Origin of the sequence: Thermoflexus sp., from assembly GCF_042408365.1 — a bacterium.
GTDB lineage: Bacteria > Chloroflexota > Anaerolineae > Thermoflexales > Thermoflexaceae > Thermoflexus.
The window spans coordinates 1-25,060 of the sequence record NZ_JBHOQJ010000210.1; the positions used below are offsets into that span (position 1 = coordinate 1).

Sequence of the window (25,060 nt, forward strand, 5' to 3'; positions counted from 1 at the left end):
CCTTCGGCGGCCCACAGCCCACAGAAATCCCCGGTGAAGCCCCTCAACCCCCACGGGGGTTTTTCGTTCCCCCTCCTCGCCGCTTTCCGCCCTTGGGGGGAAGGGAAGTCCGAAGTGGGGATTGGGAGCAGAGAAGGCGGCTATGCGCGGACTCCTAACCGAGCGGCAACGATCTCCGCGATCTCCTCAGGATGGCGAGCGACCGGGATGCCCACGCTTTCCAGTTTGGCGATCTTCTCGGCCGCGGAGCCGGTTCCACCCTCAATGATTGCGCCGGCATGGCCCATCCGCTTGCCCGGAGGAGCAGTGCGCCCTGCGATGAAAGCGGTCACCGGCTTGCTCATCTTGGTGGCGATGAAATCCGCCGCCCGCTCTTCCTCCGTGCCCCCAATCTCGCCGATCAGCACCACATGCTCGGTCTGGGGGTCCTCCTCAAACATCGCCAGAACTTCCACGAAATTAGTCCCCGGGATCGGATCGCCCCCAATCCCTACGCAGGTGCTCTGTCCAACCCCTCGTTGGCTCAGCGCGGCGATCACCTCATACGTCAGCGTCCCTGATCGGGAGACGATCCCCACCGGTCCTGGCCGGGTGATATGGCCCGGGATGATCCCCACTTTGCTTTCCCCCGGGGTGATCAGACCAGGGCCGTTCGGGCCAATGAGCCGAACCCCCTTTCGATCCAAATACGCGCGAACCCGGATCATATCTTGAACCGGGATGCCCTCCGTAATGCATACGATCAGAGGGATCCCTGCATCGGCCGCCTCCAGAATGGCGTCTGGGGCGAAGCGGGCTGGGACGAAGATCACCGAGCAGTTCGCCCCGGTGGCCTCCACCGCCTCTTTCACTGTATCGAAGACCGGCACCCCCAAGATCCACTGTCCGCCCTTACCCGGCGTGACCCCCGCCACCACCTGGGTGCCGTATTCCAGCATCTGCTGGGTATGAAACTGGCCCTCCCGACCGGTAATCCCTTGCACCACCACACGGGTGTTCCGGTTGATCAGGATGCTCATAGCATTCGCTCCTCTTGAGGGATGACGAATTGGGCACAGGCTTCATACTCCACCGCGCACGCCCTTGGTTCGCCCTCCCGGATCCTCCCCGGGAGGAAACAACTCCTTCGCCTTATGGGGTCAGGAGCGTGCCCAGATTTTCCGGCCCTCGCGCATCGCGATCCAGACAATCGAACCGGGCTGTTGAGCCAGATCTCGCACCTCCTTTTCTGTGTAGACAAAGATTTCCAAAGGCAGGCCGCTGCGAAGCGGCGTATATTGCAGCGCCCGTTCGGTGAAAGGCTCGTACACCTCCCGCACAACCACCAACAGATCCACATCGCTTCCAGGCCATTCCTCGCCTCGTGCGTAAGAACCGAACAGCCACACCTCTTGAACCTCCGGAGCGGGCTCGATGACCTCCCTCAGCCATCGCTCCAGGCCCGCCCAAACCCGCTCCTGATCAACCTTCCATATCCGAACGGACATAATTCAAAATCTCCTCCGCAAGTCGGATCGCCTCAAGAGCCTCGCGGCGGGTGTAAAGCTCAGCGGGTGCGCCTGCTGGGTGGGCGTTCGGATAGCGAGGGCCAATGTAATACTTGTCCAAAATACGGGCCGCCTCCAGAAGCTCTTCCGGGATCGCCTCGTCCAGCTGCTCCAGCGGGAGACGCACTGAATGACCCCAAGCGATCTGGTTCCGCTTTAGATATAGGGCCTTCAGCGCCTCCTCGGACGCCTGCTGCGCGGCGAACCAGGCCCACGCGTAATCCTCCAGCTGCACGCTCTCCCGGGCGTGCCGCAGGCCGGCCCTGGCCTGCTTCCACCAATCCCGCCAGCGGTTCATCCTGCCCTCACGTCAAGAGGTCATCTCAGTATGATTTCCACCCCCAGCCAACCGCACGGCCAACTGAGCCGCCTCCACCAAGGTGGTCGCCGTGTGCAGGGAGACGCCCTGGGCCCCCTGAAGGATGGCCCGCCCCTCCTCCTCGTTCGTGCCGACCAGCCGGACCACCACGGGCACTTGGGGGCGGACCATCTCGAAGGCGGCGAGCATCCCCCGGGCGACCTCATCACAGCGGGTGATCCCCCCGAAGATGTTGATCAGCACCGCTTTCACATTGGGATCCGAGAGGATCAAGCGCATGGCAGCTGCCACCCGCTCGGCGCTCGCGCCGCCCCCGATGTCCAGGAAGTTGGCCGGGCGGCCCCCGTAGAGCTGGATGATGTCCATAGTCGCCATGGCCAAGCCTGCCCCATTGACCATGCAGCCGATGTTCCCATCCAGCTGCACGTAGCTGATCCCATATTTCCGAGCTTCCCGCTCGGTCGGTGTCTCTTCATCCTCGTCCCGCATCGCAGCCAAGTCAGGATGCCGGAACAGGGCATTATCATCGATGATCACCTTGCCGTCCAGAGCCAGCAACGCGGGTCCAGGCACGATAGCCAGCGGATTGATTTCAGCGAGATTGGCATCGTTTTCCTCAAAGCAGCGGTAAAGGCCTAACGCGATCTGGGCGAAGGAAGTCCAGAGGGCGCGATCCAAGCCGATCCCCGCGGCCAGCGTTCGGGCCTGGTATTCCCGCAGGCCCAGCTCGGGCTCGATGACCACTCGCGCGATTTTCTCCGGGGTGGTCCGGGCGACCTCCTCGATATCCACGCCGCCGGCGGACGAAGCCATCGCCACCACCCGGCGCCGGGCGCGATCGATGACCAGGCCCAGGTAGAGCTCCGCCTGGATTTCGGCGGCTTCGTCCACCAGCACACGGCGTACCGGCAGGCCCTTGAGGGTCATGCTGAGGATCTGCTCGGCGACCTGTTCCGCCTCCTCCGGGGTGCGCGCCAGGCGGATCCCCCCGGCCTTGCCTCGCCCGCCGACCAGAACCTGCGCCTTCACCACGACCGGCTTCCCCAGCTCTTTGGCGATCGCCCGAGCCTCCTCCGGGCTGGCCGCCACCTTCCCCCGCGGGATCGGGATCCCATACCGGGCGAAAAGCTGCTTGGATTGGTATTCGTGGAGCTTCATCCGTTTTCCCTCCGACGTGAATGTCTTATCGGACCGTTGAAAAAACGGACAACCCGACTTCTCATCCAGGCCCGCTCCTTGTGCGGGATAAGCCCCACCCACCCCAAAATCCCCTGCATTGGGAGGGATGAACAAGCTTGTCCAAGATCCACTTGGGCAGACAAACAGAAGGATTTTGAGATGGATGGGGCCGCCCTCGGCGGCCACCTGTCCCTATGAAGTCTCAGCATGCAGGCGATTTAAGAACTCTCGGAAAGTTTCCAGATCCTGGGAAACCTCCTCAAAACATTTGGGGAGATCCTGAGCCAATTGCTTGAGTCGAGCACGATCGAACACGAAGGTGTAGACATGTCGAACAACATAGCGGAAGCGACGATATTCATCCAGACAGTCTTGCGTGCTCCGGCGGAGGACAGCCGGCCGAAGGGAGGGGATTTCCGCCCCCATCTGGCGCAGCAGCTCTTCATGCCAGCGAGGACCTTCCGGGACCGTTCGATCCACCACCTGGGCGATCTCATAAAAGATACGCTCCACCCCGGAATAGAATCCATGTAAATTGAGAGCAATCGCATCCCAATAAGCTTCCTCCTCGCTCTGAAGGGCGTGCTGTAGGAAGCGAACGGTGCGCTCCATCACACGGCGAAGATCCCCCAGCTCCCTATCGATGCGGCCAATCAACACCAGGATATCCGTCCTCACAAATCCACCCCCTCTTCTTCGATTCGACGGAGCAGACGCGGCGCATCACCGATCTCCTCCAGGGGGACGAGATCCACATGGAACTCGGGCGCCAGATCCGCGAGGGCCGCTTCCGCCTCACGAAGGCGATCGGGCGGGATGCCTTCCACGGCCAGATCGATATCGGAGCGCTCGTGGAACCAAGCGGTCGGCAGGGAGCCGAAGACCCGCACCCGACGCGCCCCAAAGCGGGATTTCAACAGGGCGGCGGCCTCTTGTGCGACCGCCCAAGCGCGCGCCTGACGCTGCGCTCGACGCGCCTCTTCCTCCGCCCAGCGCCGCCGCCAGGCTTCCCGGTAACGCTCCATCTCTTCAGGGGTCAGATCCGCCGCCGTCTTCGGCATCGATCGCTCTTCCGGGAGAAACTCCGCCCCGAATTATAGCACGTGATCCCCTTCACGATCGCGAGCAAAAGCTTCCTTGAAGGCGCTCTCCCAACCTTCACAGCCCAAGGGGCTGCGAGGAGGTGAAAAATCCTTTAAAAAGACGCGAGGAAGAAAGACTCCCTTCCTCATGGCATCGGGAACGCCATCACCCGATTTCCTCCCGAATCCACTACCCAAACCCGTCCATCTGGGCCGATCGCAATCCCCTGGGGCAGCAGGAAGGAGGCAGCATCCTCTCCATACTGGCCGAAACTCATCAAAGGATTCCCCTGTTCGTCGAACACCAGAACCCGGAAGCCCGTGGGGTCCGTGGCGAAGATCCGCCCCCGGGCGTCGACCGCCACATAGGGTTTCGTGCTGATAGATTGATCCAGCCATCCCGCAATGGGCCACGATCGAACGGGCCTCCCTTGGGGGGTGAGGATCTGGATCCGCCGGTTCCAGGTATCTGCAATCACCAGGTTGCCATCGGGCAAGGCGGCGATGCCCACCGGTTCATCCAGCTGACCTGGGAGGATCCCCGGACCGCCCCATGCCGCGATGAACCGGCCGTCCAGGGTAAAGACCTGAACCCGCTTGTTCCCGGTATCGGTGACGTAGAGCCGGTCGCCGACCACCGCCAGCTCCCTCGGACCGTAGAAGAGGCCGGGTTGATCCTGGGGATCCTCGGATATCGGGGCAAACCCTCCCCACGCCCGAAGGAAGCGTCCGTCCGGGGCAAGCTGTTGAATCCGATGGTTCCAGAGGTCGGCGACATAGATGGAGCCATCGGGGGCCACAGCGATGCCCCAAGGCTCATTGAACTGCCCGGGCCCATCCGGATCCACACATCCAGGTTGTCCCGCCTCATACAAGGCACAGAAAGAGCCCCAGGCCCGGAGGAAGCGCCCATCCGGGGCGAAGACCTGGATTCGATGATTACGGCCATCGGTGACGTAGATCGTCCCGTCGGGTCCAAAGGCCACATCGTGAGGTTCGTTGAAGCGGCCGGGCTCCGCGCCTGGGCCGCCGATGACAAGGGTTGCGGTGATCACTCGATGAACTTTCGCGTAGGGATCGGATTCCGCCGGGGCCACGGCCTGCTGTGGACGCAACGGCCAGGCCTTTGCGGCGATGTCCTTCCGGATGAAGAGCTTGAAGTCATGTGCGAGGGGCCACACATCGACCTGGTGCCGCTTGCCGGTGAGCTGGTCATATTTCGTATAATCGCGGTTCCAAAAGATGTCCCACAGCGCCGCCCGACGCTCCGGATCCAGCAGCCAGCGCTTCAATCGCTCCCAGGTAAGCTCCCGGTAGTCCTCCATCGGCCACCAGATCAGATGGTACTGATAGGCCTCATGGGTGTTCCGAAGGACGTTTTCCACTTTATACCAGTTGGCGCTGCCCACGATGAGGATCGGGGATTCTAAATCCTCACGCCGCGGGGTTTCCCCGAAATAACGCTGGCGCCAGTCCCGGAGATACCACGAGAACGGCCAGGAGCTGTCGTTGTCATAGGCCACCACCGTTTGATCCCGGCCGATGGCCTGGGCGACTTCCTCGATCTGTCGCATGGCGATCTTCACCCCCGGGCCCCCGTGAGCGTAAACGCCGTGCTCCAGGGCCATGTCGTAGTTGATGAAGCTGAACCGCCAGGCAACGCGGAGAGTGGCGAAGGCCAGCGCAGCCAAGAGGAACAGGGCGAAGGATTGCAGCAGGCCGGAGAGCCCCAAATGGGAGCCGAGGTATCCCCAAACGCCGAGGATAAGGGCCATCGCCAGCGCAGCGGCGATGACTTGGTTGGCCGCCGTCAGGGATGGCAGCGTAGCGCTCTGCAACACCGCACGGGCCTGAGGCCAGGCGTCCACCAGCCCCACGAGGGCGGCCGAGAAGGGCACCGCCAGCAAGGCCGCGATGGCGCCTCCGCCCCGCCACCACCGCCCCCAGTCCAGCGCCCCCAGCGTGTCCTGGAGGAAGACAGCGGACAACATGATCATCGGCACCGTGAGGTGGACCGTCAACCAGGGCATCTTCTCCCCCGCCAGCGTGTAAGCGGCCCACGAGAGAACGGTCCACCCCCCTAAAAACCCCCGGAACGCCCAGCTCAGGCGATCAGGGATCGTGGCGTCGGCGACCCACCGTCCCAGGTAATAGCCCAACGCGAGCAACGCAAGCAACATCGGCATGAACTCATACATGGGGGCAATGACGAAATAATAGAACAGCGGCTGACTCCCCCGCTGGACACACTGCTGGGCCAGCCAGTAGCCCAAGGAGCCGATATAACCGGTGGCGATGCCGGCGCCGTTGGTGAAGAACGTAGTGAACAGGGGAAGCGAAATCCCGAAGAAGATCCCTAAGAGGATCGGCCAGCGCCGGATATCCCACCCCATCCCCAGCCCGCTGCTCAGGGCGCCGAAGGCCAGGAAGAGCACCAGCACCCGTAGCATCTCATCCGTCACGCCGCTGAACGCCCCGCTTTCGAACAGCGCCATGCGGGCGAAGGGCCGCTGGAACAGCAACAGGGAGACGGGGTTCAGCCAGACCAGCCCCGCGGCTGACAGCATCCACAGGCTTAACCCCCCGATGACCACCATCAGGTCAAAGGCCGGCTGCTCCCGCAACCGGGCGCGCCCCCAACGCCCGGCCAGCACCCAACCCAAGATGCCCACGCCAGCCAGTGCGACTAGGCCGCCCCCCAAGGTCAGCCAAAGGCCATGACGGGGGATGGCCTCCGGTTTACAGACGAACGCCCCGGGAATGCCCTGGGAACCCGACTCCAGCCCGACCAGCGTCGCCCCACCCCCGAGCACGAGCAACCCGGTTCCTGCCCCCAGCCAGAGACGATCCTCCCAGGAGCAGCGAGGATCGAAAAGGACCGCCGCACACCAGGCGAGGAAAAGTAACAGCCCGAAGATCGCAAGGTAGATGAAGGCCGCCTCCATCGTGGTGTAAAAAAGCGCTACAGAGGCCGCCAGACCATACAGCCAACGATCCTCCCGGGTCTCCAAATAGGCGAAGATCATCCAAACGGCGAGGACCGCCCATAGGGCCATGAGGCCCTCGTCCCGGATATACCGGCTGTGATACATCACCATCGGGGAAACCAGGAAAAGGAAAGAAGCCATGAGGCTCCCCCACCGCCCCAGCCAGCGGCGCATGAAGAGCGGCATCATCACCAGGACGATCCCCGCCAGGGCAACGGGGAGACGGCCGGTGAAGTCGCTTGCCCCGAACAGCCAGTAGGCCAATGCGTCCAGGTGGAACTTCAGGGGGCCATGCATGAGAGGGGTATGCTGGAAGCCTTGACCCTGAAACAACTGCCAGGCGTAGTAGACGTGCAGGCTCTCATCGTGGCTCATCACCCGCTCCCCTAAGCGCCACAGGCGGGTGAAGGCGGCGGCCGTGAACAACACGGGATACGCCCAGCGCTCCAGCGGTGTGAGCTCCGACCATAAGGCCTGCCATCGGGATCCTGAGGAAACGCGGATCGTCGCCTCCATACATCTGCTCCGCAGAGGGTCCAGGAGCCAGATGCGGATTATAACACAAGAGTTGGGTCGTTCATGGACTCCTTTAGAAAACCAGGGCAAACGCCTTCATGGACCGCGGAAATCAAGGGTCTGCGTTTCCCAGACCTCCCAAGGAGGACCAAGGGACTGTCCAGGTTCACGGAACAGGAATCCGCATCCAAAGAACCATGCGTTGCTCTACCGGCCTGGCCGCGCCGGCCCCCTCGATGATAGCCGGGAACAGGCGCCCAACCCATTGCTCCGGCTTGAGTGGCACCTCAAGGCCCTCCGGGGCGATCCACACATCCTCCTCCATCCCTGCCGCCAGCGGGCTTCGATCGATTTTCACCTTAAACCCCCGAAGGATCCAACGCCAGAAGACCTCCGGCTCCCCGTTTACCGCCACCGAGAGCCCGCCGGGCCATTCCTTTCGGCGCACCGCTTCCTCTCGTAACACCGCCACGACCTCCCGCACAGCTGGGGAGGCCATCGCCGGCTGGGAGAAACCGGGAACCGGATCCATCCGCCGTATCAGGGCCACAGCTCCCGCGATCTGGGCCAACCCGATGGCGAGGATCAGGGACAACCCGAGCCCGAGCGTCGCTGGGTTTCGAGCCCATGCGTGGAGGATGCTTCCGATAGATGTTCCATGAGGGCGAGGGGATGGCGAATCTGAGCTCTCTGAGGGGGATGCCTCCGAGCCGGCCTCCAACGAGCTGCCGAGGGCCCAGAGGCCAAGGCCGAACAACCCCAGCACCCCGGCGAGGACCAGCCAGCGGGCCTCTCCCATTGCGGAGCTCGAGGCCATCCAGACCGCTGCCGTCCCTAGGCCGATCCATCCCAGCGCGGCCGCTCCCGTTACCTCCACCCATCGCCCCTGCCATTGTGAGCGGACAGCCTCCCAGACTCGCTGGAGCGCATATGCGCCCAGCACCACCCACGGGAGTAACAGGACAGGGTGCTCCGTGAACGGAGCGCTCCATCGCACCAAGCGCAGGCCGAGCCCGATCCCCGCCCCGATCATCATCGCCAGCAGGAAACGATCTCCGCGGCTCGCCGCCAGGATGCCCCCCGTCAACCCGAGCAGGAAAATCGGCGCCTCCGCGCGGAGGAAGGTGGGAACGGCGCTCCACCAGAGGGGAAGGCCCTCAGGCGCGAAGCCCGCCAGCCACGCCGAGAGGCCCTCCACCGTCTCCCTCGCCCCGCTCCCTCGCCATCCTCCCCACGCCCCCGCGAACAGCGCGGTGAGCCCGAAGAGCCCCAGCGCCCGCCAGCGGGGGAAGGCAGGCTCAGGGGGATCGAGCCACCACATCGGAAGCAACATCAGACATCCGGTCCAGAACGCCGGGCCGGCCGCTGCCCCGATTCCCAAGGCGGCCGCAACCCCAATCCAACGGGACGGATGGGGGGCGCGCCAGGCCGCCAGGGCCGCCGCCAACGCCGCAGCGGCCACGATCCCTCCGTCCAGGAAGCGGGAGGCTATGAGAGCGGTAGGGGAAACCGCCCACAGCCACGCTGCCCCGACCGTCGCCGCCAGGCCGATGGGGCGCAGGAGCATCCAGAGGGCGACCACGGTTAAGGCGCCCGCCAGCGCCGCGCCGGAGCGCATCCAGCCGTCATCCGTGCCGAAGAGCGCAAAAGCGGTGGCATTCCATCCAGCCAACAGCGGGCTGCCACCGGGCGGCAAAGGCTCCCCACGCCACGCCGCCCATGCCTGGGCCGCCTCCATCGGTGTGGGCGGGCGAAGGCCCAGCTCCCACCCCCGCAACAGGAGGGCCAGGCCGAAAAGCCCTCCGAGGATCCATCCCTCAAACCATTGGCGCCCGTTTCGCCCTTCCGTCACTCCCGCCTCCGATAGATCACCGTCTCCCCGCTCCGGAAAACCGGGTCCATCAATCGTTCAAACTTCTGCAAGGCCTGGGGGGGGAACTCCTCCCGCTCTGTGCGGCCGATGATCACATACTCAATCCCGTATTTCTCCAGAAGCGCCTGGGTCGCCTCCAGGTCCGCCGATCGCCAGAGGATCTCCAAGTCGGGCTCCCGGCGGGCGATCTCAGCGTAAGAGCCTCGCCACTGATGTTCGTGCCCGGCCCATCCCAGCACCGTCGGCAGGCCGGTGTGAGCGGCGAAGCGCCCGAACTCCGGCTGGAAGGAGATCCCGTGCCACCCGGGGGCTTCCAGGATCGCCGGTGTGCCCCGGACATGCCGGTTCAGCCATTCGATCGCCGCCAGATCATCCGGCGCCCACCGGGATAGATGAGCATAGCCGTCCAGCGTCGGTGGCCGGGCGAAGAAATCCGCCTTGATCGGGATCATCAGGGCGGGATACAGAGCTGCCAGCGCGATCATGCTGGCAAACAGGCCAGCAAGGAACGGGCGCGCGCGCCCGCTCCATTCCCAGAGCGCAACCGTCCCCCAGGCCAACGCGATGCTCCAAAGCACCCACGTTTGATAGTAAAACTTAAAAACCGTATTCATGCGGGTGCCGAAAAAATCCTTTAGGAAAACGAACTCCACCGCCCAAGCCAGCGCGGCCCCCCAAAGGATGAGCAAACCCACAAACGCCCTCACTCCGCTTCCCCGCCTCCACCACTGGGTCACCCATGCACCTAGCCCGGCCAGGACCATCGGCACCCACGGTCCGCTCCCCGGAAACGGATTCCCGTTCACGATCACCGTTCCGTCCAGCAGGCGCCCCCACGCCCACGGCCGAAGCTGATCCATAGAAACCGGCGCAGGGATCGAAATCGGCAGCGCTCGGGCCAACTCATAGATCCCCACCAGCAGCGCCACAGGCGCCAACCCCAGGACCAGCATCCCTCCGAATATCCTCCACCCCCATCGCCCCAGAGCCCACCCCTCCCCTCGCCACTGGCGAATCGCGTCTATCCAGAGGGCCAGGATCAAGCCGATCACTTGAAAGCCGAACATCACCATAAACTGCGGCAGGCGAGTGCCATTATAAAAGTTGGGAAGAAACCCGCCGGCCTGAGAGCGAAACCCCAGATAGAAGGGCAGATACAGTATCACACCGAGCGTCAGAGTGCCCCCCGCAAGGCCGATCACTTCCCAGCGAAAAGAGCGCCATGAACGCTCCGCTCCCCATGCGCCCAGGGCCCAGGCGGCCAGCAGGAGGCCCGTGTAAATTGGGAAATCCCAAGTGTTCAGGAAAGCTAACCCGCCGAAGACGATCGGCAGCAGCCAGAACGGTGGGCCATGGTTTTGGAGGAATTCCAGGAGCGCGCGCCACCCCTGGAGCGAGGAAAGGCCAGGGGATCGTTGAGCGGCCTGGAAAGCGGCCAGAGCCAGCCCGATCGCCATCAGGGTGAACGGCAACGCCAGTACATGGGGATGCAGATCGCCTAACAGAAAGCTGAACTGAGGGAACTCGTCGATGACCTCTTGGTGCTGGCCATCCGGCGTGTAATCACGCACCACCCGCGAGGCCCGCCACCACGCCCACACCCGATCCCGAGGAGGCCAGCACGCCGGCCAGGGACGAGAAGGGGGCGGCGTATTCAATTCTGGAATGTCCAGCCACCCCCAGAACCCCGGATCGCGGATCCAGCCGCACGCGTGGGCCAGGTCCAGGATCGCCTCCCCGTTCCCGGCCAGGACCACCCAGAAGGCGCTGAGCAGCGCCGCCACCCGAGCGGCACGGAGGCGTTCCGGCCGATAAAGGGTCCAGAGGTTCCAGCCGAGGCCAGCCGCGGCAAGGGATGTGAGGGCGAACCAGGAGGAAACTCCGAGGTTGAACGCGAAGCGGGTGGGCAGGCCGGAGAGCTCCGTGAGGAAGCCGAGCAACACATAACCGAAGTAATAATAGCTGATCGCGAACCCGGAGAGCCAAGGGTCGTGGGGGGGGAAACGCTCCGTCCGGACCACCGCGTTGAGAAAAGCCAGCTCCATCGGCTTCTCCGTGTAGGTGATCTCAGGATTGTAGGCCCGGAAGAGCGTCCAGCCGAGGAAGGCGAGGGCGAACAACAGCTCATAGAAGAGCACTAAGTTACAATGGGCCCGAAGCCAGCGCCAGGGGGACTCACCGGATCGGTGAGCCCACCAAAGCCCGAAGGCCAGGACCGCTCCCCAGGCGGCCAGGGCTCCTCCCTGAGAGACCGGGAGGAGCCCCAGGTTCCCGCCCCACCACCAGACGAATGCGATTAGTAGGAGTCCGAGGGGACGGGCCAGGGCCAGCCCACGATCGGGAAGGGAGCGGAACACCTGGAAGGCCAAAGGCCAGGTGGATCCACCGATCAGCAGCAGGAGCAACCACCACAGGGCGATTGCGACCATTCCCGTTCAAGCCCCTTGCTCCTTCCTCACCCCCTCCTCACGCTGCGAAGCGACGCGGGGAGGAAAAGAGATTATTTGGGAGGGGCTAGGAGATGCCATTCCAACGTCCCCTGCCCCTCCGCAATCCCGAAGGGAAAAGAAAGGAGGAACACGGATGAAACATCTTAACCCATTAACGCGGCCCGCAGCCCCTCCATCCGGGTCCGCACGCTGCCATCCACCACGCGATCGCCAACCCGAATCACCAGCCCACCCAGGATCGTGGGATCCACCCGGAAGACCACCTCGCCCATAGAATCCAGGCGGGAGGAGAGCTCCTTCCGGATGCTTTCCTTCTCCTCCTCCTGAAGTGGGATCGCGCTGATGACCTCCACCCGGTCCCCTTTCAGGCTGCGAAGCTCTTCCAGGACCTTTGAGGGAACCGTGGTGAAGAATTCGTTGATCAGGCGCCGATGACGGGATTCGTCCAGCGCGTCGCCCACGACCCGATGGGCGGCGGCCAGAGCGAGGGCCGCGATCTGGGCTCGCAACTCCCCAAGCACCCGCTCCCGCTCCCGTTCGGCTTCCTCGCGGGCGATCTCCAGGATCCGTTGTGCCTCCGCGCGGGCTTCGGAAAGGATTTGGGCTCGCTGCTGCTCCGCCTGGCGGACCGCCTCAGCGACGATCCGCTGACGCTCCGCCAAAGCTTCCTCTAAGATCCGCTGGCGCTCGGCGGCCATGCTCGCCCGCAACTGCTCCGCCGCCTTGGCATCCTCCAGCCCCTTCTCGATCAGGGCCCGCCGCTCCTCCAGCGCCTTCAGCACCCGCGGGAAAACGAAGCGGGAGAGAAGGAACCAGATCAGCAGGAAGTTGAGGATCTGGGCGATCAGATAGATCGGATTGATCCCAAGGGCCTCCAAAGCCAGCCTCCTGAACCGCGAGGGTAAGAGGGAATCACGCCACGAACTTCAGCAACAACGCCACGACCAGCGCGTAAATCGCGATCGCCTCCGCGAAGGCGATGGCCAGGATCATGTTCAGCTGGATCTGGGGAGTTGCCTCTGGGTTGCGCCCAATGGCCTGCAAAGCCCCACTGGCCAGAAGGCCAATTCCAATCCCTGGGCCCAACGCTCCTAAGCCGATTGCCAGACCAGCCCCCAGCACGCTCAGAGCCTGCGGCGAGAGGATCTCCTGCGCTAAAATCAACCCCAGCATCTTAAACCTCCTGATAAGTTTGAGTTTGATTTGGAGAGAGTCCACGCGTTACCACCGGCGAGCCCCCTCCTCTCTTCGCAGCTTGAAAAGCCGCAGAGAAAGGAGAGAGCATTCGAAAACACTGTTGGGATGAAGTTCCTGGAAGGCCCAGTCCACCCCTTATCGAAAACTTTCTCCAGAACCAGGGCGTTTAATGGTGACCCTCTGAGGGCTCCTGCCCATGCCCAGCGGTCGCTAGGGCGATAAACACCATTGTCAACATCATAAAAATGAAAGCTTGGATGAGCCCGACGAAAATCTCCAAACCGTAGAAGATCGCTGGGACCAGCAAAGGAAGCAAGAACATCATGATCCCTAGCAACACATGGCCAGCGAAGATGTTTCCAAATAGTCGGAATGAGAAAGAGAGGATCTTGGCGACCTCGCTGATCAGCTCCAGCAAGCTGACCAGAAATTCGATCACCCCCATAAAGCCATGGCGGAGGGCCTTGATGTTAAAGAATTTCCAGAAGTAGCCAGGCCCCAGGGCCCGAACGCCCCACACCTGCACCATAAACACAGCCACCAGGGCCAGCCCAACCGTGAAGTTCAGGTCTGTGCTGAGCGCGCGGAGATAAGGAACTAAAACGAATCCCTCCGCCTTCGCCTCGCCGTGCTCCCCGCCGCCCTCGGCCTCGTGGCCGGCGGCCTCCGCCGGGACCGCCGCCGGCTCCGCGGTCAGCAAGGTAAGCGGACCCCAATGGATCACCGCGTAGCCTCCCTCCGAGCCATGAGCGGGCTCCACCTTGCCGATGGACTCAAACCCGGGCACGAGGCCCATCCAATTCGCTGTCAGAACCATCAGGAAGATGGAGGCGAGGAGGGGGAACACCCGACGGGCCCGATGGCCCAGAACCACCTTGGCCAGATTTTCATAAAGCGCCTCGATCAGGAACTCCAAAAGGTTCGCCAATATCCCCAACCCGCGGACCGGGGGTGGAAGCGGGCCAGCCCGACGGGCCGCCAGGAACCCCAATCCCAGGACCACTAAATCCACCAGGAGCATTGCGACCATCGTGTTGGTCAGCGGGGCCCCGAAGAGCACGGGGCCGGTCAAGGGCTCAGGTTTCACTAAGATCACCGGAAGCACCGCCTTGATCGGCTTGCCCATTACTGGAAGCCCCTGCCCCAGCGTGCCAAAGAACAGTGAGGTCCCCAGCACAAAACCCAAGATTAAGGGCACGATCACCAGCGTCTGGAAATAGCGAATCACCCGGACATCTCGCAAGCCCCACAGGACAAGGGCAATTACCAGCGCATCAATAATGATGATCCCCACGAGGCTTGTTGCGGAGGCCAGGAACGTCGTCCCCACGCCCCGCAGGAGATCGCCCAGGCTGCCGAACAGCCAGAAGGCCGCCTGACTGCCGACCCCGCACGAAAGCAGGACGATCAATCCCAGCAACAAATAGGGGCCCATCCGTCGGATTAACTTGCCCATCGCCGTGTTCTAACCTCCCGTGAGGATGACCCTTTTTCAGAGTCGGGGCAGGCCGTGTGCCTGCCCTTATGCGTTGTGCCTACCCTTATAGGCCTCGTGCCTGCCACCGGTTTACCCGTGTAGGGGCACCCACAAGGGGTGCCCCTACACGGGTAAACCCCACCCCATTCCACGGCCGCACCCTACCGAAATTCCCCACCCAAATACTTTAGAGCGAACTGGGGGCTCTCGACGAATCCTTAGTCCTCCCGCGTAGATTTTGGCTTTTCCTTTTGAGCAGATGGCTCGATCCGGAATTGAGAGGCAGCGGTCATCGCCGCGCGGACCATCACCACTAGCCCCAACGCCGCTCCCGCGATCATACATGCAGCGGTCAGAACCGGTCGGGTTCCCAGTCGGAAATCCAGCCACAAGCCACAAAGCATTGCGCCCACAACAGCGACCACTGGGATAAAGCCGATCTGGGAGAGCGCTCCCGCCAGCGTCAGATTCCAGACCCGGATCCACCATCGCCCAGGCGTTTTCATCGCCATCCTTTATACGTGCCCCTTTTCACAAAAAGGCGGCCTTAATATGATATCTTCCCCTCTCGCTCTTGGCAAGGACGGGATCTAAAAATTCACCCGCGGGATGCGTTTTTTGAGAAGAGGCCCCTTCAGCAACTTTCCTAGCCAGGGATACCCCTACCTCATAGCCACACCCGACCAAATCAGAGGCCCGCCCGCCAGTGGAGGCGGAAGAACCCCACCCTCCTTAAAAGGCCTGAGCCGCCAGCTGAGCCAGCAGGTAAAGAGGATATACAAACACTGTGAGCAACAACACCCCAGCCACCGTAAACCAGAGGGTGAAACGGGCCGGGCGGGAGATCGGGACCGGTTGCGCCTCCTCTGGCGAGCGGTCCACGTACATCGCCCGGGCTACCATGATGTAATAATAGAACGCTACCATAGCATTCAGCACCCCAGCGATCGCCAGCCAGAGCAACCCGCTCTCAATGGCGGCCGCGAAGACAAACAGCTTGGCGAAGAAACCGACCAGCGGTGGGATCCCCCCTAGAGAGAGAAGGGCCGCCAGCATGGCCAGGGCCAGCCCCGGGGAACGCCGGGAGAGCCCGGCCAGATCCCGGATCTCCTCGCTCCCGGTCACATTCGTCATAATCACGGCGACAGCGAAGGCGGCGATATTCGTTAAGGTGTAAATCCCCAGATAGAAGATCGAGGCGGCGACCCCCAGCGGGCTGGCCGCGGCGATCCCGATCAGGATGTAACCGGCCTGAGCAATGCTGGAATAGGCCAGCAGCCGCTTGAGGTTGCGCTGCGGGATGGCCAGGAGATTCCCCACCGTCATGGTGACAAAGGCGAGGGCCGCCATGATGGCCACCCAATTTCCCTGAGCCGCCGGGAACGCTTCGATCATCGCCCGGATCAGGACCGCGAACCCGGCTGCTTTCGAGGCGACTGAGATGAAAGCCGTCACCGGCGTCGGCGCCCCCTCATAGACGTCGGGGGTCCAGAAGTGGAAGGGAACGGCGGAGACCTTAAAGCCGAAGCCGACCAGGACCAGCAGGAGGGCGGCCATTGCGGCAGGAGCCGGCAACCCGGCCATGGCCTGGGCGATTCGAGCGTAAGCGATCTCCCCGGTGAAGCCATACAGCAGGGCCAGGCCATAAAGCATGATGGTGGAGCTGAAAACACCGAACAGGAAATACTTCAAACCGGCCTCCGCCGAGCGCGGTGTGTCTCGCAGATATCCGGCCAGCAAATACAGAGCGATCCCTACCGTCTCCAACGCCAAATACAGTGTCACCAGGTTGGCCGCCGCCCCCATGAGACCCATCCCTAGGATGGAGGCCAGCAGAAGCACATAGTATTCGCCGCTTTGACGAAGCGGTCGGAAATCCATGGAGATGGCCACCGTGAGGATCCCGGAGAGCAGGAAGATCACGCGGAACAGCATCGCTGCCAAATCTGCCCGCACGGAGCTCCCAAAGGCTTCATAAGGAACTGCTGTCCCGCCGACGAACTGAGCCGCTTGGATCCCGGTCACCCCCAGAGCCGCCGCCATCCCGCCGATGGCCCAATAGCCCAGCTCCCGCTTGCGTCCCTCCGGAAGCCACGCATCGACCGCCATCATGAGAGCGGCCGCCCCCACCAACACGATCTCCGGCAGGACGGCCCAGAGATGCGCCCACCACGATAACTCCATCGGTCACTCCTCCTCTACGTGCGCTGGGATCTCTAACGGATGGAAGCGACCATCGCCCCCTGCAGCAGGGCGGCGATGGGTTCCACACCGGTTTGGATCAAATCCGTCATCACCCGTGGGAAGACCCCGATCAGAACAAACCATACCGCCAGCGTGACGATGGCCACCTTGTCCAAGACGGTCACATCATGCACATGGGGGTATCGGCTCCGATCCAGCTCCCCGAAGAAGGTGGCCTGGAGCGCCCGCAGGATGTAGGCGGCCGACAGGGCAATGCTGGGCACGGCCAGGATCGCTACCCAAGGATACCACCACGCCGTATCCCGAGCGGCCCAGATCCCCGCAAAGACCTGGAATTCCGCCACAAAGCCGGAGAACCCCGGCATCCCCATCGCCACCAGGCCGCCCAAGATGAAGCCCAGGGTCGCCATGGGCATCGCCCGGGCGAACCCGCCCAGGTGGGCCAGGTAGCGGGTATGGGCCTGATCGTAGACCATCCCCACCACGGCGAACAGGATCGCCGCCATCACCCCGTGGGAGAACATCTGGAGCACCGCCCCGGTCAGGCCCGTTGTGTTCATCGCCGCGAACCCGATGGTGACAAAGGCCATATGACCGATGCTGGAGAAGGCGATCACGTATTTGAGATCCTCCTGCACCAATGAGATCGCCGCGGAATAAAGGGCGGCCACCACCGCCAGGAAGACCACCACCGGCAGCCAATAGATCGCCCCCCCAGGCATCAACTCAATCCCCACCCGCAGCGCGCTGTAGGCGCCGACCTTCATCACCACCCCAGCCAGGAACATGGAGCCCGCCGTCGGCGCTGCGGAGTGGCCATCGGGCACCCAGTTATGGAACGGCCACAGGCCGGCGGTCACCGCGAAGCCCAGGAAGACCGGCAGGAACCAGAGGTAATCAAAACGCACCGTCTGGCCGAACACCTCAACGGTCCGCGCGAAGGCGCCGCGGGCCGCGAGCTCCCGCAACACATCCATATCGAAGGTGCGGATCGGAGAGACGAAGTAAAGGGCCAGAGCACCCACCAGGGCGATGATGGAGCCCACCAGGGTGTAGAGGACCAGCTTCATCGCCGCGTATTCTTTACGGGTGGAGCCCCAGATGGCGATCAGGAAATACTTGGGGAAGATGGCGATCTCGTAGAAGAAGAACAGCAGCACGAGGTTCCGGGCCACAAAGACTCCCATGATGCCGCTGGCCAGGAGCAACATGAAGGCAAACAGCTCATGGGGGCGATCCTCGATGTTCCATGACACCAGCACCCCGGTAAAGAGCACAAGGGCGGAGAGCAAGACCAGAGGAAGGCTCACCCCATCCACACCGACATAGTAGTGGATCCCCAGCTGGGGCAGCCACGAGATCCGCTCCACAAATTGATAGCCCCCAACGGAGCGGTCATAGGCCACAAAGGCCCAGAGAGCCAGCAGCAATGTGAAACCGGAGACGGCGGCCGCGAAGACCCGCGCCGCCTCCTTCTGATGGCGCGGGATCAGCAGAATGAGAAGCGCCCCCACCAGGGGTGTGAACACAATGAAGCTGAGAATCGGGATGGGCACCGATGGGATCGTCATCCCTCACGCTCCTGAGATGGGATCAGGACAGCCGAAGCAGATCATCCGAATAGCCGCGTCAGGGCAGCGTTCAGGGTGGGCACAATCCACGCCGGCCACAGACCTGTGAGCAACATCAAGGCCATCAAAGGGGCCACCGCCAGGATCTCCCGCGCGTTCACCTCCGGCAGACGTGCCCAACGGGGGTTCAGCGGCCCGTGGAGGACCTTCTGGATCGCTTTCATAATAAAGGCTCCGGTGATCAGCAGCCCCAGCATAGCGATCGCGGTGAGGGCGGTGAACACCGGCCAGGACCCCTGCACCACCATATACTCCGCCACAAACCCGGCCAGGCCGGGCAGGCCGACCGAAGCCATCGCGCAATAAATCAGGATCCCCCCATACACCGGCATCCGCGTCCACAATCCGCCGTACGCCTCCAGGTCTCGCGTGTGGGTCCGGTCATACACCACCCCGACCAGGGCGAACATGGCTGCGGAGGAGAGGCCGTGGGCGAAGAGCTGCAGGGCCGCCCCGTTCACGGCGATCAGCGCGTGATCTCGGATCACCGGGTTGCCCAGGGCATAGCCGGCCACAGCGATCCCTAGCACCACAAAGCCCATGTGGTTCACCGAGGAATAAGCCACCAGCCGTTTGAAGTCCCGCTGGCCTAAAGCGGCATACGCCCCGAAGACGATGGCGGCAGTCGCGAGCAGGGCCAGGGCAAAGGCGAAACGGGCGGATTCCGCCGGGAAGAGCGGGAACACAATGCGCAGGAAACCGTAAGCGCCCAGCTTCAACAGGATCCCAGCCAAGATCATCGACCCTGCCGTCGGGGCTTCCGTATGGGCATCCGGCAACCAGGTGTGGAAGGGCCACACCGGCACCTTAATGGCGAAGGCCACCACGAAGGCCCAGAAGACGATCGCCTTCACCACCTCCACAGGAACCCCCACCAGGGTCCCTTGGAGGGCGGGCCAGCGCTGGCTGATCTCCAGTAGATCAAAGGTTCCCCCTTGGGTTCCGCCCAGGGCCGCCCAGATCAGCTGGATGCCCAGCAGAAGCCCGAGGGAGCCGGCCATGGTGTAGAGGATAAACTTCAGCGCCGCGTAATGTCGTCGCTCGGGCGCCCCCCAATTGTTAATTAGGAAATACATCGGCACCAGCCCCAGCTCCCAGAACAGGAAGAACAGCAACAAGTCCAGGCTGACAAAGACGCCCAGGATCCCGGTCTCTAGAGCTAGAAAGAGCGCGAAATAGGTCCGCGGATCTTCAGTAATGTTAAAGGATATCAGAACCCCTAGGGGGGTTAATAGGGCGGTCAGAAAAATCAGCATGACGCTCAGGCCATCGACCCCTAGGTAATAGCTGGCGTTGACCTGAGGGAACCACACCGTCCGCTCCACGAACTGGAAGCCGGGCCGGTTGGGGTCGAGGTTCAGCCAAAGCCAGGCGGACAGGGCGAGCGGGATCAGGCTGAAGAAGACGGCCAGCCCCCGGTGCAAACGGATGCTGTCCCGCGGAGTCAGGGCAATGATCCCCGCGCCCAGCAACGGGATGAAGGTGATCAGCGTCAGGATCGGAATCGGTTGCCCGAAAAGCGTCATCGTTCGTTCCCCCCACATTGAAAGGAGTGGTTGTTCAGAACCCTCGGAACATCGGGGCCACGGTGTAAAGGACGATGAAGCCCAGGATGCCCAGGACCACTACCAGCAGATAGTTCTGAACCAGGCCGGTCTGCAGCGCTCGCAGTTCGCGCCCAGCAGCCTTCACGGCCTCCCCGATCCCATCGCCGATGCCGTTGACCACCACCCGGTCGAAAAGGCGCAATGCGCTTCCCATCGACCAGACCGCATCGGCGACCCCGTGGAGGAAGCCGTCGATGAGCACACGATCCATAAAGAAGGCCACGGCCCGCTCCGCCAGCCATAACGTCGGGCGAACGAACACAACCTGGTAGAGATCATCGATATACCAACGATTCTTCAGGAAGAGATAGATCGGCCCGAGGCGGATCAGGGGATCGGGCTCGCCGGCGGCCAGGGGTCGACGGGCATAAACGGCCCAGCCCAACAGGAGCCCCGTCAGGGCGATGAGGGAGGAGATCACAACCGGCATCGGATTAAATGGCAGCGCTTCAGGATGCTCCAAAAGGGTTCCGCCGACGAACTCGTGGAACCAGTTGCCCCCGGTGAGCGCGGCCAAGCCAGGGAACCCTTCCGGTACTCCCACGTAACCACCAAAGATGGCGAAGAAAGCCAGGAAGACGAGGGGGAAGATCATCGAGCTCGGGCTCTCCTCGGCATGGGCCGCCGCGGCCGTTCGAGGCTCCCCGAGGAACGTCAGAGCAATCTGCCGCATGGTGTAGAAGCCGGTGAGGATCGCTGCTGCCGCCAGCAGCAGGAAGACCAACAGCGGCAACAGCTCGCCCTTCTCAAAGGCGCCGTGGAAAGCCTCCCCCAGGATCTCATCCTTGCTCCAGAAACCGGCGGTGATCAGGGGGAAGCCCGCCAGGGCCAGCCCGCCCGCTACGAAGGTCCAGAAGGTCACCGGCATGCGCCGGGCCAGGCCGCCCATATTGAACATATCGTTCGGATCGAAGGGCTCCTCATGGCCATGCCCATGTCCTGCGTGATGATGTCCATGCTCCACCGCGTGAATGACCGAACCGGAGCCCAGGAAGAGGAGGGCTTTGAAGAAAGCGTGAGTCAGCAGATGGAAGGCTGCGGCCACATAAGCGCCGATGCCCACCGCAGCCAGCATGTAGCCCAGTTGGGAGATCGTGGAATACGCCAGCACCCGCTTGATGTCGTTCTGGGCCACCCCCATCGTGGCCGCCATGAACGCCGTGAACGCGCCGATGAGCGCCACCACCCAAAAGGCTGTCTCCCCGCCCAGGCCGTGCTGGCCCGCCTGGAGCAACGGGAACATGCGGATCGTCGTATAGACACCTGCCGAGACCATCGTCGCAGCGTGGATCATCGCGCTGACCGGCGTGGGCCCTTCCATCGCGTCCGGCAACCATACGTGCAGTGGGAACTGCGCGCTCTTCCCCACAGTGCCGGCGAAAAGCAACAAGGAGGCAAGGGCCGCTACGGAGAGCCCGGCCACATAAGAGGGTGTCTCCGCCAGCGCCTTCAAGGTCTCCGGGCTGCGAAGGATATCGTGGAAGTTCAGCGTCCCGGTCTGGGCGTAAAGGTAAGCGATGCCCAGCAGCATCAGCACGTCGCCCACCCGCGTGGTCATGAAGGCCTTCACAGCGGCGCGGTAAGCCGAAGGCTTCCGGTACCAGAAGCCGATCAGGGCATAGGAGCAGAAGCCCATCACCTCCCAGCCGATGAACAGCATCAGGAGGTTGTCGGCCACCACGAGGAGCAGCATCGCTGCTTCGAACAGGGAAAGCAGCGCGAAGAAGCGGCTGTAATGGGGGTCCCCCGCCATATACCCCACGCTGTAAATGAAGATCATGAGCGAAACCAGGGGGACCATAAACAGCATCACCGCTCCCAGCGGGTCCACCAGCACCCCGAACTCCAGAGGGCGAGGTCCAACCGGAAGCCAGGGGATGCGGATGGCGATTGGCTGCTCCCCCAGATGCTCCATCCGGATGGCATTCCAGAACACAATCTGGGAGAGGACGAAGGAGATCGCCACCGAGAGGATGGCGAGGGTATGGCTGAGGCGCTTCCAACGGTTTGTGAACAACGCGATCAGGCCGAACGCGATGAAGGGCGGCCAAGGGATCAGAGCGACCAGCAAGGGCAGAAGCGTTCCCTGGGTCTCCATCCGTCTCCACCTCGGAGGGTTAGCCTTTCAGAAGGTCGATGTTCTCCACATCAACGGTCTCGCGGTTGCGATAAATGCTGATGATCAACGCCAGGCCGGCAGCGGCCTCCGCAGCGGCCACCACCAACACAAACAGAGCGAAGACCTGACCGGTGGTGGCGGTGGGGTGCAGATACCGCCAGAACGCCACCAGGCTCAGGTTCACCGCGTTTAACATCAGCTCGATGGCCATCAGGATCGCGATCGCGTTCCGTCGGGCCAGTACCCCATAAACGCCTATGCAAAACAACGCCGTCGCCACCAGCAAATACCAGGTCAACGGAACCATATGCGAACCTCCAGGCCGGATGCAGCGTGTTCGAGCGGGTTCGGGCTGCGCGCCGCGGCGATCCCGCTCCCATCCCAAGCCTTTTCTGCTTCCGCTCTACAGGAGAGCGGGAAGTTCAGCACCAAGGAGAGGAATCGGCCTTCCAGCCAGCGACCGCGCAGGCCCGGACCGTAGGCACCGCCCTATCCCGCAAGGATACTGGCTATCGTTTCTCCCGGGCGATGAAAATCGCCCCGACCAACGCGGCCAGGATCATCACGGAGGCCAACTCAAAGGGCAGCGCGAATTGGTTCGGGTCCACCAGGGAGCGGCCCAGGGCCTCGATGGCATCCGCTGGGACTCCGGAGGCTGTCTGAGGCCATGGGAAGCCCGCCACCACTGGAGCGAGGAGGACAAAAAAGAGCCCGGCGATCACAGCGGCTGCCAGGCTCTGGTTGTTCAGCGGGGGTCCCGGGTTCCGGGCCATCCCCCGGGTCAGCATCACGGCGAAGATAATCAAGATCGAGATCGCCCCAATATAAATGAGAACCTGAACCCCGGCCAGGAACTCCGCTTCTAAGAGGATGAAGAGACCGGCCACCCCGACCAGGGAGAGGATCAGATAGAGGACCGCGTGGAAAAGATGCCGGCTGAGGACAGTCAGCAAGCCTGCCCCCAGGGTCAGGATCGCGAACAGGATGAAAACCGCCTCGATGATGCTCATCGCCTGCACGCTCCTTCGAGTCTATTTAATGAGCCGCCACCGCTTCCGCGGCTTCCCATTCCTCCGCCTCCTCGGAGGCGGCAACCATCGCCGCCATCCGCGCCCGATGTCCCAGGTAGGCCGGTAAGGCCAGGGCGCCGATCAGCATCGCCGCGTTAAAAGCTCCCATCCCGGCCGCCCACAGGCCGCCGCTCACCCCCGCCGCCCGCAGGCCTTTATCCACCAAGGCGACCCCGATGAGGTTCAGGATCATCAACGGGGTCAGGAACTTCCAATTCAGATTCAGCATCTGATCGATCCGGATCCGGGGGAGCGTTGCCCGCAACCAGAAGAACAAGAAGATCCCAACGCTGATCTTGATGAGGGTCCATAGATACGGCGGCAGCCAGGGACCGCGCCATCCGCCCAGGAAGAGAACGGCGAAGAGCGCAGAGACCACCAAGGCGTGAACGAACTCCCCGAGGAAGACGAGGGCGAATTTCATCCCGCTGTATTCGATGTGAAAGCCAGCGACGATCTCCGACTCCGCCTCCAGCAGATCAAAGGGCGTCCGCCCGACCTCGGCCACTCCAGACATCAAGAAGACCAACGCAGCCAAGGGGAGCACCAACAGATAGGGGACATCTTGGGCGAGCACGATGCCCACGGTGGACATCGTGCCTGCGACCATCACCACCACCACAACGCTCAGCACGGAAGGGATCTCATAGCTGATCAGCTGGGCTACCGCCCGAAAGGCCCCCAACAGGGCATACTTGTTGTTGCTGCCCCACCCCGCCATCAGCACGCCCACGAGCGCTCCTGCCCCCACCGCCAGGGCATAGAGAACGCCGATGTTCAGATCCGCCCCGATGGCCCCTGGGCCGAATGGGATGACCACAAGCGGCGCCAGAGCGCACGTGGCGATGATCAGCGGCGCCAAATTGTACACCCAGCGGTCGGCCCCTGCGGGCATCGTATCTTCCTTTGTGAGCAGCTTGATGCCATCCGCTACCGGCTGCAGGACCCCATAGGGGCCTGCCACGTTTGGGCCGAGGCGGTCTTGAAAGCGAGCGACGATCTTCCGTTCCACATAAGTCAGAATGGCAAACCCGATGAGGCCGAAGTTGGCCAGGAGGAAAGCTTTAATGAGCCCGATGATCAGGGCAATCGCCCACTCGGGAAGCCCCAGACCCTGCAACAGGCTGTGCAGCCAGGCTCCGAGGTATGGGAGTAGGTTATAAATAAAATCGTAGATCTGGGCCATATGCGACCTCACGAGACAAGATTCGTATTAATCTACACCCACTCCAGCGCGCCCTTTCGCCAGGCGTAAAGCAATCCTCCTAAAAGTAGAAGAAGGAACAACGCCATCTCAATCACCGCGTACAGGCCCAGTCGGTTATAAGCTACCGCCCAGGGGAAGAGGAAAACTGCCTCCACATCAAAGAGGACGAAGATCAGGGCGAAGATATAGTATTGGGCACGGAATTGGACCCACGCGTCACCAACGGTTTGGACGCCGCATTCGTAGGTCTCAAGCTTAAGAGGATTGGGCTTCTTCGGCCGAAGCAGCCACCAGAGGAGCAGTGTGGCCCCCAGTAAGGCCGCAGACATCAGAAGATACAGGCCAACCACAGCATACCCATAAAGCACGGCCTGCCTCCTTGTTGCATAGATCACAAACACGTGGCGATTATAGCATGCGTCTAAAGCGAGAGCAAGGCGGTCATGGATTGAGGCAGGGCTTTTCAGCGCTCACACCGTTCGGGTCAAGCGGATGGCCCCACCTCCATGATCTCCCCTCCCCACGGCCCCGGGGGCCGGGGGGGGGGGGGTCAAAAGGGTTTTGTGGGCGGATCCGGGCGCCCCAGGCGCCCGG

General features: G+C 62.7%; 21 protein-coding genes. All 21 read right to left on the bottom strand.

Translation table 11 applies throughout. The features are described from left to right. Positions 1–140: 140 nt before the first annotated feature. The gene (sucD, locus tag ACFMO5_RS09760; RefSeq protein ID WP_376792560.1) at positions 141–1,019 is read right to left on the bottom strand and encodes a succinate--CoA ligase subunit alpha; all 879 of its coding nucleotides are present in this window, start codon (positions 1,017–1,019) and stop codon (positions 141–143) included. A 120-nt stretch (positions 1,020–1,139) separates the two neighbouring features. Then, entirely contained in the window at positions 1,140–1,487 is a 348-nt protein-coding gene (locus ACFMO5_RS09765) for a nucleotidyltransferase domain-containing protein (protein ID WP_376792561.1), read from the bottom strand. Next, complete coding sequence (locus ACFMO5_RS09770) at positions 1,462–1,845, bottom strand: HEPN domain-containing protein (RefSeq protein WP_376792562.1); 384 nt, start codon at positions 1,843–1,845, stop codon at positions 1,462–1,464. Before ACFMO5_RS09770 ends, ACFMO5_RS09765 begins: the two co-directional genes overlap by 26 nt. A 12-nt stretch (positions 1,846–1,857) precedes the next feature. After that, entirely contained in the window at positions 1,858–3,024 is a 1,167-nt protein-coding gene (sucC, locus tag ACFMO5_RS09775) for an ADP-forming succinate--CoA ligase subunit beta (protein WP_376792563.1), read from the bottom strand. A 213-nt stretch (positions 3,025–3,237) separates the two neighbouring features. Further along, positions 3,238–3,723: a hypothetical protein gene (locus ACFMO5_RS09780; RefSeq protein ID WP_376792564.1), complete on the bottom strand. Its 486-nt coding sequence runs from the start codon at positions 3,721–3,723 to the stop codon at positions 3,238–3,240. Next, positions 3,720–4,106 (bottom strand): nucleotidyltransferase family protein, encoded by a 387-nt coding sequence (locus tag ACFMO5_RS09785; protein ID WP_376792565.1) that lies wholly within the window; start codon positions 4,104–4,106, stop codon positions 3,720–3,722. The genes ACFMO5_RS09780 and ACFMO5_RS09785 overlap by 4 nt, the downstream gene beginning before the upstream one ends. 167 nt (positions 4,107–4,273) lie before the next feature. Next, positions 4,274–7,630, bottom strand: coding sequence for a flippase activity-associated protein Agl23 (locus ACFMO5_RS09790; RefSeq protein WP_376792566.1), 3,357 nt, complete (start codon positions 7,628–7,630; stop codon positions 4,274–4,276). 166 nt (positions 7,631–7,796) lie between these two features. Next, a complete protein-coding gene (locus tag ACFMO5_RS09795; RefSeq protein WP_376792567.1) occupies positions 7,797–9,482 on the bottom strand; it encodes a hypothetical protein in 1,686 nt (561 codons plus the stop codon). Then, positions 9,479–11,932, bottom strand: a complete 2,454-nt coding sequence (locus ACFMO5_RS09800; protein WP_376792568.1) for a DUF2298 domain-containing protein — start codon at positions 11,930–11,932, stop codon at positions 9,479–9,481. Before ACFMO5_RS09800 ends, ACFMO5_RS09795 begins: the two co-directional genes overlap by 4 nt. Positions 11,933–12,096: 164 nt before the next feature. Continuing rightward, entirely contained in the window at positions 12,097–12,831 is a 735-nt protein-coding gene (gene atpF, locus ACFMO5_RS09805) for a F0F1 ATP synthase subunit B (protein WP_376792569.1), read from the bottom strand. A gap of 34 nt (positions 12,832–12,865) precedes the next feature. Next, entirely contained in the window at positions 12,866–13,126 is a 261-nt protein-coding gene (gene atpE / locus ACFMO5_RS09810) for an ATP synthase F0 subunit C (RefSeq protein WP_088570111.1), read from the bottom strand. 190 nt (positions 13,127–13,316) lie between these two features. Continuing rightward, entirely contained in the window at positions 13,317–14,606 is a 1,290-nt protein-coding gene (locus tag ACFMO5_RS09815; protein ID WP_376792570.1) for a F0F1 ATP synthase subunit A, read from the bottom strand. A 239-nt stretch (positions 14,607–14,845) separates the two neighbouring features. After that, positions 14,846–15,139 (bottom strand): AtpZ/AtpI family protein, encoded by a 294-nt coding sequence (locus ACFMO5_RS09820; protein WP_376792571.1) that lies wholly within the window; start codon positions 15,137–15,139, stop codon positions 14,846–14,848. Positions 15,140–15,359: 220 nt separating this feature from the next. After that, complete coding sequence (locus ACFMO5_RS09825) at positions 15,360–16,811, bottom strand: NADH-quinone oxidoreductase subunit N (protein ID WP_376792572.1); 1,452 nt, start codon at positions 16,809–16,811, stop codon at positions 15,360–15,362. 32 nt (positions 16,812–16,843) lie between these two features. Then, positions 16,844–18,403 (bottom strand): NuoM family protein, encoded by a 1,560-nt coding sequence (locus ACFMO5_RS09830; protein ID WP_376792573.1) that lies wholly within the window; start codon positions 18,401–18,403, stop codon positions 16,844–16,846. A gap of 41 nt (positions 18,404–18,444) precedes the next feature. After that, on the bottom strand, positions 18,445–19,989 hold the full coding sequence (locus tag ACFMO5_RS09835) for a NuoM family protein (RefSeq protein WP_376792574.1): 1,545 nt from the start codon (positions 19,987–19,989) through the stop codon (positions 18,445–18,447). A gap of 34 nt (positions 19,990–20,023) precedes the next feature. After that, positions 20,024–22,168, bottom strand: a complete 2,145-nt coding sequence (nuoL, locus tag ACFMO5_RS09840) for an NADH-quinone oxidoreductase subunit L (RefSeq protein ID WP_376792575.1) — start codon at positions 22,166–22,168, stop codon at positions 20,024–20,026. A gap of 19 nt (positions 22,169–22,187) precedes the next feature. Then, positions 22,188–22,496 carry an NADH-quinone oxidoreductase subunit NuoK gene (gene nuoK / locus ACFMO5_RS09845; protein WP_295448722.1) on the bottom strand — a complete coding sequence of 103 codons (309 nt, stop codon included), beginning with the start codon at positions 22,494–22,496 and terminating at the stop codon, positions 22,188–22,190. 202 nt (positions 22,497–22,698) lie between these two features. Then, positions 22,699–23,199 carry an NADH-quinone oxidoreductase subunit J gene (locus ACFMO5_RS09850; RefSeq protein ID WP_376792576.1) on the bottom strand — a complete coding sequence of 167 codons (501 nt, stop codon included), beginning with the start codon at positions 23,197–23,199 and terminating at the stop codon, positions 22,699–22,701. Positions 23,200–23,224: 25 nt separating this feature from the next. After that, a complete protein-coding gene (gene nuoH / locus ACFMO5_RS09855; protein WP_376792577.1) occupies positions 23,225–24,445 on the bottom strand; it encodes an NADH-quinone oxidoreductase subunit NuoH in 1,221 nt (406 codons plus the stop codon). A gap of 32 nt (positions 24,446–24,477) precedes the next feature. After that, a complete protein-coding gene (locus ACFMO5_RS09860; protein ID WP_376792578.1) occupies positions 24,478–24,834 on the bottom strand; it encodes an NADH-quinone oxidoreductase subunit A in 357 nt (118 codons plus the stop codon). Between the last annotated feature and the right edge of the window lie 226 nt (positions 24,835–25,060).

Bases quoted from the DNA above. Each gene is read 5' to 3' on its own strand.
- atpE (WP_088570111.1), bottom strand. From the start codon at position 13,126: ATGCTGGGGTTGATTTTAGCGCAGGAGATCCTCTCGCCGCAGGCTCTG.
- ACFMO5_RS09770 (WP_376792562.1), bottom strand. From the start codon at position 1,845: ATGAACCGCTGGCGGGATTGGTGGAAGCAGGCCAGGGCCGGCCTGCGG.
- ACFMO5_RS09820 (WP_376792571.1), bottom strand. From the start codon at position 15,139: ATGGCGATGAAAACGCCTGGGCGATGGTGGATCCGGGTCTGGAATCTG.
- sucD (WP_376792560.1), bottom strand. From the start codon at position 1,019: ATGAGCATCCTGATCAACCGGAACACCCGTGTGGTGGTGCAAGGGATT.
- ACFMO5_RS09825 (WP_376792572.1), bottom strand. From the start codon at position 16,811: ATGGAGTTATCGTGGTGGGCGCATCTCTGGGCCGTCCTGCCGGAGATC.
- ACFMO5_RS09815 (WP_376792570.1), bottom strand. From the start codon at position 14,606: ATGGGCAAGTTAATCCGACGGATGGGCCCCTATTTGTTGCTGGGATTG.
- sucC (WP_376792563.1), bottom strand. From the start codon at position 3,024: ATGAAGCTCCACGAATACCAATCCAAGCAGCTTTTCGCCCGGTATGGG.
- ACFMO5_RS09765 (WP_376792561.1), bottom strand. From the start codon at position 1,487: ATGTCCGTTCGGATATGGAAGGTTGATCAGGAGCGGGTTTGGGCGGGC.
- nuoH (WP_376792577.1), bottom strand. From the start codon at position 24,445: ATGGCCCAGATCTACGATTTTATTTATAACCTACTCCCATACCTCGGA.
- ACFMO5_RS09785 (WP_376792565.1), bottom strand. From the start codon at position 4,106: ATGCCGAAGACGGCGGCGGATCTGACCCCTGAAGAGATGGAGCGTTAC.
- ACFMO5_RS09800 (WP_376792568.1), bottom strand. From the start codon at position 11,932: ATGGTCGCAATCGCCCTGTGGTGGTTGCTCCTGCTGCTGATCGGTGGA.
- ACFMO5_RS09790 (WP_376792566.1), bottom strand. From the start codon at position 7,630: ATGGAGGCGACGATCCGCGTTTCCTCAGGATCCCGATGGCAGGCCTTA.
- ACFMO5_RS09830 (WP_376792573.1), bottom strand. From the start codon at position 18,403: ATGACGATCCCATCGGTGCCCATCCCGATTCTCAGCTTCATTGTGTTC.
- ACFMO5_RS09835 (WP_376792574.1), bottom strand. From the start codon at position 19,989: ATGACGCTTTTCGGGCAACCGATTCCGATCCTGACGCTGATCACCTTC.
- nuoL (WP_376792575.1), bottom strand. From the start codon at position 22,168: ATGGAGACCCAGGGAACGCTTCTGCCCTTGCTGGTCGCTCTGATCCCT.
- ACFMO5_RS09850 (WP_376792576.1), bottom strand. From the start codon at position 23,199: ATGAGCATCATCGAGGCGGTTTTCATCCTGTTCGCGATCCTGACCCTG.
- nuoK (WP_295448722.1), bottom strand. From the start codon at position 22,496: ATGGTTCCGTTGACCTGGTATTTGCTGGTGGCGACGGCGTTGTTTTGC.